The 12,033-nt window shown below is 35.5% G+C and carries 15 protein-coding genes; 4 read left to right on the forward strand and 11 right to left on the reverse strand.

Features of this window, described 5'->3' with window-relative positions:
- Window positions 1-431: 431 nt before the first annotated feature.
- The gene (locus QQZ16_RS20320; RefSeq protein WP_031539716.1) at window positions 432-1,154 is read right to left on the reverse strand and encodes a hypothetical protein; all 723 of its coding nucleotides are present in this window, start codon (window positions 1,152-1,154) and stop codon (window positions 432-434) included.
- Window positions 1,155-1,495: 341 nt separating this feature from the next.
- Between QQZ16_RS20320 and QQZ16_RS20325 the strand changes: the two genes are divergently transcribed.
- Complete coding sequence (locus QQZ16_RS20325; protein ID WP_031539717.1) at window positions 1,496-1,738, forward strand: hypothetical protein; 243 nt, start codon at window positions 1,496-1,498, stop codon at window positions 1,736-1,738.
- Window positions 1,739-1,763: 25 nt separating this feature from the next.
- Here QQZ16_RS20325 and QQZ16_RS20330 read toward each other — a convergent pair whose 3' ends face one another.
- The 4 genes from QQZ16_RS20330 to QQZ16_RS20345 are packed head-to-tail and all read right to left on the reverse strand — an operon-like array spanning window position 1,764 to window position 3,468.
- On the reverse strand, window positions 1,764-2,219 hold the full coding sequence (locus QQZ16_RS20330; protein ID WP_031539718.1) for a hypothetical protein: 456 nt from the start codon (window positions 2,217-2,219) through the stop codon (window positions 1,764-1,766).
- 19 nt (window positions 2,220-2,238) lie between these two features.
- Complete coding sequence (locus tag QQZ16_RS20335) at window positions 2,239-2,817, reverse strand: TetR/AcrR family transcriptional regulator (RefSeq protein ID WP_031539720.1); 579 nt, start codon at window positions 2,815-2,817, stop codon at window positions 2,239-2,241.
- A 13-nt stretch (window positions 2,818-2,830) separates the two neighbouring features.
- Window positions 2,831-3,142 carry a DMT family transporter gene (locus tag QQZ16_RS20340; RefSeq protein WP_031539721.1) on the reverse strand — a complete coding sequence of 104 codons (312 nt, stop codon included), beginning with the start codon at window positions 3,140-3,142 and terminating at the stop codon, window positions 2,831-2,833.
- Window positions 3,143-3,147: 5 nt separating this feature from the next.
- Window positions 3,148-3,468: a DMT family transporter gene (locus QQZ16_RS20345; protein ID WP_231512599.1), complete on the reverse strand. Its 321-nt coding sequence runs from the start codon at window positions 3,466-3,468 to the stop codon at window positions 3,148-3,150.
- A gap of 613 nt (window positions 3,469-4,081) precedes the next feature.
- Here QQZ16_RS20345 and QQZ16_RS20350 point away from each other — a divergent pair.
- Together QQZ16_RS20350 and QQZ16_RS20355 are read left to right on the forward strand one after the other, a co-directional pair.
- A complete protein-coding gene (locus QQZ16_RS20350; RefSeq protein ID WP_152910835.1) occupies window positions 4,082-4,444 on the forward strand; it encodes a hypothetical protein in 363 nt (120 codons plus the stop codon).
- A gap of 3 nt (window positions 4,445-4,447) precedes the next feature.
- A complete protein-coding gene (locus tag QQZ16_RS20355; protein ID WP_031539727.1) occupies window positions 4,448-5,140 on the forward strand; it encodes a lysozyme inhibitor LprI family protein in 693 nt (230 codons plus the stop codon).
- Window positions 5,141-5,614: 474 nt separating this feature from the next.
- Here QQZ16_RS20355 and QQZ16_RS20360 read toward each other — a convergent pair whose 3' ends face one another.
- The 3 genes from QQZ16_RS20360 to QQZ16_RS20370 all read right to left on the reverse strand — a co-directional run bounded on the left by QQZ16_RS20360 (window position 5,615) and on the right by QQZ16_RS20370 (window position 6,437).
- Window positions 5,615-5,824 carry a hypothetical protein gene (locus tag QQZ16_RS20360; RefSeq protein ID WP_031539728.1) on the reverse strand — a complete coding sequence of 70 codons (210 nt, stop codon included), beginning with the start codon at window positions 5,822-5,824 and terminating at the stop codon, window positions 5,615-5,617.
- 70 nt (window positions 5,825-5,894) lie between these two features.
- Window positions 5,895-6,230: a hypothetical protein gene (locus QQZ16_RS20365; RefSeq protein WP_031539731.1), complete on the reverse strand. Its 336-nt coding sequence runs from the start codon at window positions 6,228-6,230 to the stop codon at window positions 5,895-5,897.
- Window positions 6,231-6,263: 33 nt separating this feature from the next.
- Window positions 6,264-6,437, reverse strand: coding sequence for a hypothetical protein (locus QQZ16_RS20370; protein WP_192840956.1), 174 nt, complete (start codon window positions 6,435-6,437; stop codon window positions 6,264-6,266).
- 440 nt (window positions 6,438-6,877) lie between these two features.
- Between QQZ16_RS20370 and QQZ16_RS20375 the strand changes: the two genes are divergently transcribed.
- The gene (locus QQZ16_RS20375) at window positions 6,878-7,753 is read left to right on the forward strand and encodes a DMT family transporter (RefSeq protein WP_031539733.1); all 876 of its coding nucleotides are present in this window, start codon (window positions 6,878-6,880) and stop codon (window positions 7,751-7,753) included.
- Window positions 7,754-8,120: 367 nt separating this feature from the next.
- Here QQZ16_RS20375 and QQZ16_RS20380 read toward each other — a convergent pair whose 3' ends face one another.
- The 3 genes from QQZ16_RS20380 to QQZ16_RS20390 all read right to left on the reverse strand — a co-directional run bounded on the left by QQZ16_RS20380 (window position 8,121) and on the right by QQZ16_RS20390 (window position 11,808).
- Window positions 8,121-8,486 (reverse strand): DUF2294 domain-containing protein, encoded by a 366-nt coding sequence (locus QQZ16_RS20380; protein ID WP_031539737.1) that lies wholly within the window; start codon window positions 8,484-8,486, stop codon window positions 8,121-8,123.
- A 158-nt stretch (window positions 8,487-8,644) separates the two neighbouring features.
- Window positions 8,645-9,142: a carbonic anhydrase gene (locus QQZ16_RS20385; RefSeq protein ID WP_031539738.1), complete on the reverse strand. Its 498-nt coding sequence runs from the start codon at window positions 9,140-9,142 to the stop codon at window positions 8,645-8,647.
- A 32-nt stretch (window positions 9,143-9,174) separates the two neighbouring features.
- Window positions 9,175-11,808 carry a DUF2309 domain-containing protein gene (locus tag QQZ16_RS20390; protein WP_031539740.1) on the reverse strand — a complete coding sequence of 878 codons (2,634 nt, stop codon included), beginning with the start codon at window positions 11,806-11,808 and terminating at the stop codon, window positions 9,175-9,177.
- Window positions 11,809-12,033 lie beyond the last annotated feature (225 nt).

Consider the following 12,033-nt stretch of genomic DNA (forward strand, 5'->3'; position numbering starts at 1 on the left):
ATACTCATCCATAAATCTATTTTTAAATGAATCCGTATAGGTAATAGCTCGCTCACTGACACTTTGTACATTTGGATTCCTTTTAAGCATTTTTATCTCTTTCGTTGAAAATGTTATCTTACTCATGTTGTCTCCTAATCCCTTTTTAGTAATTTAAGTATATAAAAAAATACCTGTAGATAAAACACTCTTTTTCAAGTGTCCTAACTACAGGTACCATTTTAAACAACCTTCTCTCGTTTGTTTATTTAGTACTCTCGTCTATGGTTTTTGCAGAACCTGTAAATGGATGAATCTTATACGTTAAATCTCTGCCAGCTATCTTTTCTTCGGCAGTGATTATCCTACCTAAAGAAGCATAATAAAAAACAACTGCACCAAACGCTAAAATTCCACCTATAGCTTCGCATTTATCTTCAAAAAAATAACCTTCAATTCCCTTTTGCTAAAATAAACGCCATAAAACTGGGATCTGGCTTAGCTTCCTTTATTCCTTTTGCAGATTGAAGGAAAATAGTCTTCTCCTTTTCATAATATACCTTTATTTTCAAATTTCCTAAATCCATTAATTTTGTATGCTTTCTACTAATAGTCGTTTCTTTTGAATCATATGCTTCGCTATTTATGAACTGGACTATTTCGCTAATGGCTGCTTTATCTTTCACTTCCACACCATCTTGTTGAGATTCATTTTGGTATATACGAATGCTCTCTGGATTTTGCTTTAGCCAGACAGTACTATCTAAAATTTGATGCTTGTCAAACATCACTTCTGTTTGCATTTCTGACTTATTATAAGATGCAGAAAGGGATAGCTCACCATCAAAGCCTGCTTTTCTCCATCGAGAATAAAATCCAGACCAATCATTTGCTGAATCATTATCCTCAAGTGCTGAGCCTATATATTCTACACTCCATCCATGCTTAGGAAGTTCTTGCTCATAGTAGTCATAAATAGCCTCCCAGCTATTTCCGTCCATTATGTATTGGTCTTTAGTTGGTGTAAGTCCCGCATATAATGGAATGTCTTTCTCTTGCTCAGGAATAATGGTCATTCCCTTATATGTGTCATCCGTAACTTTTTGATAAATAATAAAACCCGTTAAAAGGAAAGTAAAAATAAATACATAAAGAACAAACCTTTTTTTGAACATTGAATTTCCCCTCTTCTAATATTAGCTTATCATTCAGTATAGTATAATATTTCCATTAATGATATTTAAATATTCTCAAAATTCCATTTGCTAACGAATTAATTTAGTATTATAAGGAATGTTATAAGCATTCCACATATAACTATATACGCGTGTCGCGTTAATCAGTTTCACTATTTGGAAAAATTATTTATACGGAATGTAATGAGAGCTTGAGGAAGGTTTATTTAGCTTAACTATTGAGATTAGTTGATTCTTTTCATTAAAAACTGGAAATAACCCCCATTTCCATTTAAATATATCGTATAATACAATTATTACAAATGGATGGAGGCTTATTAATGACAAAAAATGGATGGTTATCTCTACTTATGGTTGGTATTTGTATTGTATTATCCTTTTTTCTCAGTGCCAATAATGCAGGCATCTTCTTCTTATTATTCGGAATTTTATCTATAACTGGAATTGTATTCGCTATTTTGTCTAAAAAGTGGAGCAATATTATTCTTGGAGTTCTTTTAAATGGGATAGCAGGTGTGATTTTCACATTATTAGCCTTTGCATTTGGATTTGGAGAAGCTTAATACATTGATTACACTTCTATCCGAGTCAATAGCTTTCGATTTGAGCATCTTTTGGGCATACACTTTTTATATATGCGACTTCCTTTTCCGTAGCATGGGGAACAAAGATCTCTGTTCCCCAATGACTGGAATGAAAGACCATCCTTTCTCCCATTAGTAAATTCACCGTAAACCACTTTAATTCTCTAGCTTTATTTGTATAGCTGTTGGATAAATAATGGACAAAAGCAGCTGTTTTCTTTCCATGGAATATCGTTAAATTATCCTCTTTCTGTATTTCGATATCTGGATAAAACGTTGATTTGAGTTCTTCTATAGTAATCGCTTCTTCATTCCAACAATGAATTTCAAAACAATCCGATTTTCGTAAAAAATAATCCACTGTTTGGAGCCAATAATCATAGTTTCCTAGTACAGGTTTTGGAAAGCTAGAATTTCCCTCCGTATAAAATGGGATATTAACAATGATATGTTTTTGCAAACTTAATTCCCCCCTTCCCCTACCTTGAAACTCCTTTCCAAAAAACCTCCCACAATGCTGCTAATTTATCATCCACTCTTTTCCCTGAATTAAAATAAACGATTTCAACCATGATTGCGATGATAATTCCTGTGAAAGCGGAGTTAAATATGTTTGCATCTTTTATAGTAAGTTGCCCTTTCTCTATCCATTTCGCGCACTTTTCGTCAATTAAATGCTCCTGGAAGTTCTCTGCTTCTGTTACTTCTTTTTGAATGACATCATATAGATGCATTGGTGGGAAGAAGCCCATTCTCAACCAAAATTTCAGCATTTCATTTTCCTGGAACATCCCTTTTACATAAAGTAAATAATGATAGAGAAACGTTTCTGGATTGCTACAATCTTCTTTTTCAAAAAACTGCTGTTTACGCTCGATTTCTTCTGCTTTTGCTTCCTTTAATACTTCGAGAAAAAGGTCATCTTTTCCTTTGAAGTGAGAATAAATAGACGCTTTTTTAATGCCCGCTTCCTCTGCAATTTCTGAAAGAGATGCTCCTTCAAATCCATTTTGTAAAAAAAACTTAATCGCTGCTTTTTTTATCTCTTCTTTTTTCACGTAATTCTCTCCTTTATGAGATTAGTTTCAATCCGACTGCAGCGCAAAGAATCATTGCAATAAATAAAATTCTTTTCCAATCCTTGGGCTCTCCGTATACAAACATCCCTAAGATTGCGGAGCCTACTGTGCCTATTCCTGTCCATACGCCATATGCTGTCCCCATTGAAATAGTCTTCATCGCATAAGTAAGTAATGCAAAGCTACACATAAACCCAATGATTAAATAAAGAAGCGCATCCCATTTTTTCATCGTTAACCGTTTAATATTAATGACACCAATTATCTCACAACATCCTGCTGCAATTAAAGCTAGCCACGCCATATCGTTTATGCCTCCTCTTTGTTTGCCCCTTCATCTGTTACCATTTTCAAGCCAATTACACCTATTAATAATACGAGAATCAAAACCATTTTCACTAGATTAATTGGTTCTTTAAATAGAATGATTTCCGCAATGACTGTTCCAGCTGTCCCCAGCCCAGTAAACACAGCGTATACTGTACCAATAGGCAAATATTTTGTTGTATATATTAATAGATAAAAACTAATAATGATGGCGAAAATCGTTCCAGTCCATTCTAAAAAAGTGGATGCATGCTTAAGCCCAGAAACCCAAGCAACCTCCACAATCCCCGCACTAAATACCATTAGCCAATACTTATTCACCTTCATATCCTCCTTTAATAAAACTACCGACCGTTCGGTAGTTATTGTGTCACATAATTAGTACTGCGTCAAGAAACAAGCCAAACAGGTGTAATTGTCTCTAAAATTGATGGGATTTTCTATGTATGATAGTATGATAAATGTTATACTTACCATAATTTGCTGTTATTGATTATTGGTTAAATTGCACTATTGCTTAACGTTTTAAAACCCATGATTTTATCCCTATTCATTTTCTTACGTCAGAAAATTTACTAGCGGAAAATAAGATAAATATATCTTTCATTCCATCCATACTACTCGATTCCCATTGAAATTAATATATATAGCAGAATTATTTACTTTCCACAAATGGAATGGTAAAACATACGTTTTCTAACAAATAATTACAAAATCTAATTACTGGAAAGGTCGTTGGCGATCGGTTTCCCTATGATACAGAGAATCACCAAGAAATTGAAGCCCATAATTAGGCGATTGTTTTATCGACTAAAATGGATACCTAATCTAATCTGTGAGGCGGAGTGGAATCACTTTGGAAGTGGGATACGCATCTTTTGTTGAAATATTTTGCTATATAAAAGAAGGCGTCACAGTGGAAGAAAAATATAGGATGCGTGAGGAGAATATGGAAGGAATCATTATTGATATATGCTGTTTGGCACCTGTGGCGATTATGGGAATGGGTGAACGATTTCATAAGATTCGTATCGAAACGAATGAAAAAGTCAGTGGTGCTTCAGGATTTTTACTTGATGGACCTCATCGTTTATATGTAAACGAAAAATACCAAGAATTTGCTGTCAAGATAAGATTTGCTTTACAGGAATTTGATATTGAGCTTTTATCAGCAGCTAGCCTTAGTGAGCTATTGCCATTTCGTGCTAAAATAGATACCATTTATCGGAATCCAAATGATTATTTAATAATGGACGCCATTTTTTATTGGGAGGATTAACAAATGAACAAAAACAAATTTTTTACAGAAGCAATCCTATTGGTAATCTTACTGTTAGGATTGTCTGCTTGCAGCAATTCATCTAACGAAACTCCATCAAGCAATAATCAAACGGAACCAGAGAATATTGAAGAAACTACAGACGAGCCTTCTACAAATGATGATGCATCTGAGAATATAGAGGAACCTAATCCTAGTGATCAAAGTGAATCAGATGATGCTAATAATAATAACGATTCGAAACAAGAGAATAATATAGAGGAAAAAAGGCAAGAAAGCTTAGCTACTATTCAGAAAGTGCTTGATGCCTTGCCAGATAAGATTGCGGGCAACAAACAAGTTTTTTTAGAAAGATTAGACAATCTCCAGAAAGAGCTTGATACATTTCCAGATAAAGAGGGTTCCGATTCAGGTGCTACAAACGCGATGAAAAATTACTATGGCATTTCTTATGAAAAGTATGACGAAGCACTGAATGCTATTTATGCAACATTGAAAAAAGATTTGTCACAAGAGACAATGCAAGACTTGCAAACTAAACAGCTTAAATGGATAGAGGAAAAAGAAGCAAAAGCGGAGGAAGAAAGACTAAAATATGATGGAGGCACCTTTGAAAATGTCGCATTATATATCTCTTTATACGAATCAACAAAAGAAAGATGTTATGTTTTAGTGAATGAGTATATGACGGATTAAAAGAAATATGGGGAGTCATCTGACTTCCCATATAATATTTTTAGTTTATTTTTTTATTATCTTTACTGTTCACAATAATGCTATACTCTTCATTAGCAATGTATCTCCGCTATTTCATCGGATTGCAAAAATCCTACATTTACCACTTCCATTTCAGCTCCGAGTTGTTTTGACTGAGGATTGGAACTTAATTCTGAAGTATTAATGATAAATGTCATGGGTTTCCTTTTATAACTTATTCTAGTCGCCATGTACTCCTTTTTGGCTATTCATCCTTCTGTGATAACCGGAATGATAGATTGACATTATCAGCCGTTCTTACTCTATTTATTAGACGGCTTATGCTGTCATTTGGCCGAAACTTTTTTTCTGTGACTCTGTTTTTATTCCAAATTTACGTGATGCCACACATCCAGCAGCTTTTCCATTAAACATTGCTATCATTATTATTCCATCAGGAGGGTTATATTTCACTTAACTATTCACTTTTTTTAAAGAGTATAGCAAAGTACCTACCAACATTCCTAACGAAATCCCTACTCCGCAACCAGCAACAGCTAGAAATACATTTCCTGCTATAATACCAAATATACTAACAATCACTCCAGGTAATAATCCAAAAATCATTCCATATAGTAAATAGCTTTCTAATCTGGGATGCTTACCATCCTTCCTATCAGTCATATTTGTCCCCCCCTATATTACTAAGAAGAGGAACACTTTTTTACAGCGAAAATTAGGTGTTTCATAGTTTTCAAAAATAAAAGAAAGAAACGATACCAGCAATAATGGTATATCCTAATGAAATGTAGAAGGAAATGGTTGGGGTAAAACTCCTTTTTTGCCTAGGGATTTTTGTTTTCACTTCTTTTGCGTCCCAATATTCGTCATTATTACCGCTTTGAAGTCTTGAATCAGCTAGATCAGACGTAAACCCACCAGAAGAATGAAAGAAAGCGATAAATATGGTTGCCCCAAGTCCAGCTAAAAAAGACCAATCAATGAAATGATTATTAAACATTGTTGCTAAACCCCAGTTAACAACTAGAATCACAGCTAAAGTAAGACAAGCCCAAATAATTTTTTTCATCCTATCCGACCTCCATCCTCCTATTTCCTCCAGTTACTCAGGAGTCCTCTTATTTTTTGTATTAATCAAAAAATAGGAGCTTCCCCCCACCATAAAGCTACCAATAATAGAAAGAGCTGTTCCAAAGATAACCCATTTCGTGGATAAATAAATGCCCGTCATAAATAGAAAAACGCCAACTGTTATCAAGAATGCAACTTTCTTCATTTTCCCCTCCCATTCAGACTAATTTAAGTTCACATGTTGCAAAGACATTTTGTTATTTTTCTCTTTATTTATTTATACTTCTATGGAACAATTTGGTTTCATTAATAATTACATTTCTTCTTGTTCCAGTATCGTTATTTCAAAACCAAAAGATTCACTCCATATTTTAATCTACTATGTAAAGAAAAATAGACCTCTAGTAACTTCCCTGTTATGAATAATTTAACATACTTTCTAATATCCATAAAATTCGAAAACAATGAATTATCAGAATCTGTTATAATGAAAGAAAAATTTTTCCAACGATGAGGTGAATCACATGTATTGGACTCCGTTATTTGAAAATGATGTACCAGTAGTATCTTTCTGCTTTTAATGAGGGAAGATGACTACACTTCTCCGTTAAGGGCTTATAGCAATCAATAAACGGAGGAAAAAACATGAAAAATACTGTATTAGGGTCTATCTATTTAACTTTAGCTGCCAGCATTTGGGGTGGTATGTATGTTGTTGTGAAAGTGGTTGTTGCAGTCATTTCCCCACTTGAACTTGTTTGGTTACGTTATCTAATCGCTATTGTAACTTTGATTATTATCGGGTTTGTAACTCGGCAAAAATGGAGAATAGATAAACGTTATTTCCTTATCATCATAGCTATTGGCATTATTGGAAATGCCATTTCTATTGTTGCACAAGAAACAGGTACCATGCTGTCCTCTGCTCAAATGGGGGCAATTATCACATCATCCACCCCTGCATTTATGGTGATTTTTGCACGATTGCTGCTTAAAGAACGTTTGACAATGAAAAAGGGTTTTTCCGTTATTCTCGCTACCATTGGCGTATTTCTTATTGTTGGAATCGGGGATCTTGATTTAACGAGCAAGCTAGGTGGGATAACACTTTTACTCGCCGCATTGACATGGGCGTTTATGTCTGTACTTATAAAGCTTTTGCCAAGTAACTATTCACAAACTGTAGTGACTACTTATTCCATCACTGTTGCTCTAATCGTGTTAACACCTTTTGTTTTGCCTCGGCTACAAGGAATCAATATTTCTGAATGGGGACATCCATCTATTTATGGAGGCTTACTGTATTTGGGAATTGTTTCAACAGCTGGAGGATTTCTACTTTGGAATCGTGGATTACAAATGCTTAATGCCTCAAGTGGAGGAATCTTTTTCTTCTTCCAGCCTGTGGTCGGGGCAGTACTTGGATGGATGATTCTTGGAGAAAATATCGGAATAACCTTTTGGATTGGCTCTAGCCTTATTCTTTTAGGCGTTTTATTTATTTTTTGGGAGAATAAATAAACGAGGCTGGGACATAAGTATTTCAACTAACAATAAACACGAACTATAATGTAATTGTATTACATGTACGTTCGTGTTTATTTTTTTTAGAAAAAGGTTTAAAAACGAAGTGAAATGTAGCGGAGGACGCTCCACTCCTGCAGGAAATAGAGAGAATCGTGCGTCTGTAGCGCAATGGAACAACTTATTTTTAAACTTAACTATATTTAAAAACATAGATAAAGTAGCTTTATTTAAGAGCTAAATTAAAGATTGTTCGTCTTTAAAGATTAGTTATTTAGTTTTGTCACAGCCTTGTTCTTTTCATCTGAATTTTTCTTCACTCTAAAAAATACCGTAATACCCTATATGCCATACCTAGTCTTTTTTACACAAAAAGATTTTCCACATTATTAAATAATTTAAATATCATTACGCGTTCCCCTGTGCGTGAACTTAAATCAGTATGAAAACTTTTTACTTCTTCTCCAGTAATGGTTACTATACATTTCTTTAGTTCTTCTACTCCTGATTCCACTAATTCGGAGCGAGTTTTCTTAATGGTTAATAGTCCTTCTTTTGTTTCACACACCGTATATTCAGCTGGTGTTAATATACCTTGTAAACTCACGATAATCATATCCCGTAATATATCTGTTTTAACAGATAAAGATCCACGACCAAGAAAGTCCTTTTCCCATTGAGTAATTGCCTTACTGATTTCGGCTTCACAAGAGCCTTTTGATATTTTCATTTTCTATGCATCCCCTATTGAACAATAAAAACTAGTTTTCAATCTGTTTTTTATTTTTAAAAAGATTGGCTTATGGTAGAAGCAAATCTCTGTAATATATATGAATATATACCATTCCGATTGATGACTCAATAACATTTAGCATGCTTTTTCATTTTTCAAGCAGTTTTATTTGCCGAAATCTCAGTGATGGCAGACTTTCCATGTTGATTATGGATGATTAAACCTCTCACTTTAACCTCTGCAGGCACTAATGGATGGTGACAAATCATATTAACACAATTTTTGATATTGTCACCAGTATTTTGTTTCCCATTTAGCCATTCATTAATTGTTTCACCGGAAAATTCAGGCATGCTATTTTGAAATAGATAATTTAATGTTTGTATTTTGGCATTAGATTGATCTTTTATAGAAATAGCACTATTTCCTTCTTCTCTTGTTCCGACAACAAAGATTTCTTCTACTTGTTCCTGATAAATAGCAATAATAATGGACCTCATAATATCCCCAAAAGGATTGGAAATAACAGGGCCAAAGCATTTGATAGTCAGCATGTTTTCTGGTTGAATATTCGTTTCTTCTTTTAAAATAGACTCCAAGCCTTCTCTAACATCCATCAGAAATAACACTTTTTTCGTCTTTTCTAAATTCATATCGTACACTCCTTTGTTATAAAAACCAACTGCTACCAGTTTTCCCAATGACCTTCTGGACTGACACTCGCTAGTCGGAGCCAACCATTTTTTACTTTTTGTTGAAATGCTGCATTATTTTTTAATAATCGCTCCACATATTCTTTAGGTGCCTGAATGACAATCAGCAGACGAAGTGGAGAATGATAAGCTTCATTGTCTGATTGCATAACAGATTGCCAAGGAAGGCCAGTTAATAAGTCACTTGCATTTCCTTGCATAACACCAATACCTGCTGTAACAGTTTGCGTTGCCTTATTGCCACTACCATAATAATGGGGAGCTACCGTTGAGGCGTAATATTCTAGATTTATCCATTGAGCGACAGTTCCTGGACCGGAAATAATCGTATCTAAAAGTTCCCCATTGCGGTCCTTCTGCCAATTGTAATTATGAAGAAATACTCTGCCTTCTAAGTCAGAACCTTCCGTTAATGTACGTTGTCCTATAATAAAAGCCGCATTGCCAGCTAACCCCCATTCCGGTCGGATCACGCTCCAATCTTCAGCTAGTTGATAGGCCTCAGACTTTGGCTTGCTCTGTTTCGATTGGAAATGAGGTAATTTAGCAAGACGCTCTGCATTTGCCTGGTGGCTTACTCTTGGCAAAATGGCTTCGATACGCTGAAACGCAGCATGTGCTGAATCGGAAAGCTCCTCTGGTATATATATCCAGTGTAATTCATCCACTGTTGTATTGTGCTCAGCCGCTACAAAGACAGTATCATCAGGAATAGCTATTCCTTCCAAAGCTAGCTCTTCCCTTACTTCAACAAGGTTACATAAAGTTGCTAAAACCCTAGCATTGAATCCACCTGATGCCCCTCCACAGGCACCACAGTCAAGTGAAGACGCATAAGGGTTATTAATACTTTGACTTCCATGTCCACATATCACAACTAATGGGCTGAAATTGTCTGTTATTCCCATCATTTTTAGAGCTTGTCGGGCATAGTTCACTTTATCGCTCTCCGAAAATCCAATCGGTATTCCTTCCTCTGTTTGATGAACATGATGAAGCACCAAGTTTGTCTTCGGTTTACGCAACCAATTTTTACGAAGATTATGAATCAAACGATCTGCACTTTTTGGCACAAAACTGCGTGCTACCATTTGAAGACTAAGCCAGGGACCACTTAATTCCGGTAAAAGTAGGTTTGCAAGTAAGTTCTGTTTCATTGTTTTAAATGTATAACTTAAGGAATGAACTGCCTGCTTACGTTGTTGAAAGGAAATTAATTCATTCTCCTCTGTACTCTCCATAATTTTATGCAAAGGCTTATTCATAATTGGCAAGGATGGATGACTGTGCGCGCTCCCCAATTCATTCGTTGCAATTGGTATTCCAAAAAAACCAGCCATGCCAATCGTTTCAAATGGTCCTTCTTTTTCCAATTGACGACGAAATGGTTCTGAGCGTACGTCAATACAAAATACAAATTGCGCTAACGTCGTATCCTTATCGCTGTTCCTAGATTGTTTGGAGATAATCTTTTGCCTTAACTGCTCAGCATGTGTTTGTTCCCAAGCTTCCAGCCAAAGTTTTCTGCATAGTTTCTCATCAAATCTTGCCGCAAATAGCAAATATTCGTGTTGTTTAGTCTTTGACAACTGTGTCCATTCCTTTAGTGACAGGCTACCCCAATGAATCAAAGCTGCTAATAGAGAATGAGTGGCCTCCCTTTTTTCCAATCGTTTATTCCTAAAAGGGAGATAGGGATGTATAAGAGCCCATTCCAAGGAAATTCGAACTGCTAAATATTCGGTGATTAGGGCATTTTCCTCACTTGACTGATTAGAACGCCAAAGCATCATTCCTGCCCAACCTGGTAACGAAAGTAAATGTACTTCTAGATAACTCTGGATTTCCGTGTCAGGGATATCTAGTGCTTTTAACGCTTTTTTCAAAGCACTATCAGCCTCTTCTGGCCATTTTTTTAAACTTTCACGCTGTGATTTAGATAGTGCTGGATCATAGCAAACGAGACGATGCCAAGAACGATAGAAACCATCCTCACGATGAGGCATTTCCCAACCTGCCTGTGAGTCATCGAGATATAATTTACACCACTTGATTACATGGTAATCGAGAATATTGATTAACCTTTCCCCATCTTGATTCTCTATTTGGGAACTGATTGGTTGCATGGAAGAATGATTGATAGAATCGGCATTCTGTTCCCTAAGTTCCTCCACTTTTTTCTTGAGTTCTACAGATGATAATAGATTAGATGGGATTGGTTCCAATTTCAGTGCTGCATGGCAAAAGCGCTCTGCGACATCTCGAGGGATATTAAACGTCTGTAAATTTGAATCAAGCCATCGCTGCAGTCCTTGCTTCACAAATGCTTCATTAATCTCCCCCTTATTTTTTGCTGAAAGAATCATAGAAGCACTTGGATAAATATCCACATCACGAGTATTCTTTAACCGATCCGCAACTTGATCAAAAGTTTGCTTTTCAAGCCCCATCCAAGGATGACGTGCTGCAAAAGTAGAAATCGGCCAAAGTGGTGCAATTACTTTACTAGCAGATTCAACAAAATTACTAATATCTCTTTTAGTATTTTCTATCTTTATATCTTTCTTATTAGATCTTTCTTTTGTTAAAACTGATGTAACACTCATCACTAATTACCTCCCTCTATAAATATTGATTTATCAACGGTTTGAGCCGTTGTTGGGGTGTCAAAAAAATATTTTTCGACACGATTCCTAACAGAATTTATATATTATGTGTAATTATTCCAACCTACGGGTACGCTACGCGGTCACTACTGGATAATTATAGAAAGTAGTGATAGGGAATTATGCGATGCACAATGGATCTCTGCGTAGCTTATGATGACGTAC

It is taken from the genome of Bacillus sp. T2.9-1 (assembly GCF_950097965.1).
Lineage (GTDB): Bacteria > Bacillota > Bacilli > Bacillales > Cytobacillaceae > Niallia > Niallia hominis.

Coding starts and splice junctions, on each gene's coding strand:
- QQZ16_RS20320 (WP_031539716.1), bottom strand. CDS start 1,154: ATGTTCAAAAAAAGGTTTGTTCTTTATGTATTTATTTTTACTTTCCTT.
- QQZ16_RS20340 (WP_031539721.1), bottom strand. CDS start 3,142: ATGGCGTGGCTAGCTTTAATTGCAGCAGGATGTTGTGAGATAATTGGT.
- QQZ16_RS20365 (WP_031539731.1), bottom strand. CDS start 6,230: ATGAAAAAAATTATTTGGGCTTGTCTTACTTTAGCTGTGATTCTAGTT.
- QQZ16_RS20370 (WP_192840956.1), bottom strand. CDS start 6,437: ATGAAGAAAGTTGCATTCTTGATAACAGTTGGCGTTTTTCTATTTATG.
- QQZ16_RS20390 (WP_031539740.1), bottom strand. CDS start 11,808: ATGAGTGTTACATCAGTTTTAACAAAAGAAAGATCTAATAAGAAAGAT.
- QQZ16_RS20375 (WP_031539733.1), top strand. CDS start 6,878: ATGAAAAATACTGTATTAGGGTCTATCTATTTAACTTTAGCTGCCAGC.
- QQZ16_RS20345 (WP_231512599.1), bottom strand. CDS start 3,468: ATGGTATTTAGTGCGGGGATTGTGGAGGTTGCTTGGGTTTCTGGGCTT.
- QQZ16_RS20325 (WP_031539717.1), top strand. CDS start 1,496: ATGACAAAAAATGGATGGTTATCTCTACTTATGGTTGGTATTTGTATT.
- QQZ16_RS20385 (WP_031539738.1), bottom strand. CDS start 9,142: ATGAATTTAGAAAAGACGAAAAAAGTGTTATTTCTGATGGATGTTAGA.
- QQZ16_RS20380 (WP_031539737.1), bottom strand. CDS start 8,486: ATGAAAATATCAAAAGGCTCTTGTGAAGCCGAAATCAGTAAGGCAATT.
- QQZ16_RS20360 (WP_031539728.1), bottom strand. CDS start 5,824: ATGACTGATAGGAAGGATGGTAAGCATCCCAGATTAGAAAGCTATTTA.
- QQZ16_RS20355 (WP_031539727.1), top strand. CDS start 4,448: ATGAACAAAAACAAATTTTTTACAGAAGCAATCCTATTGGTAATCTTA.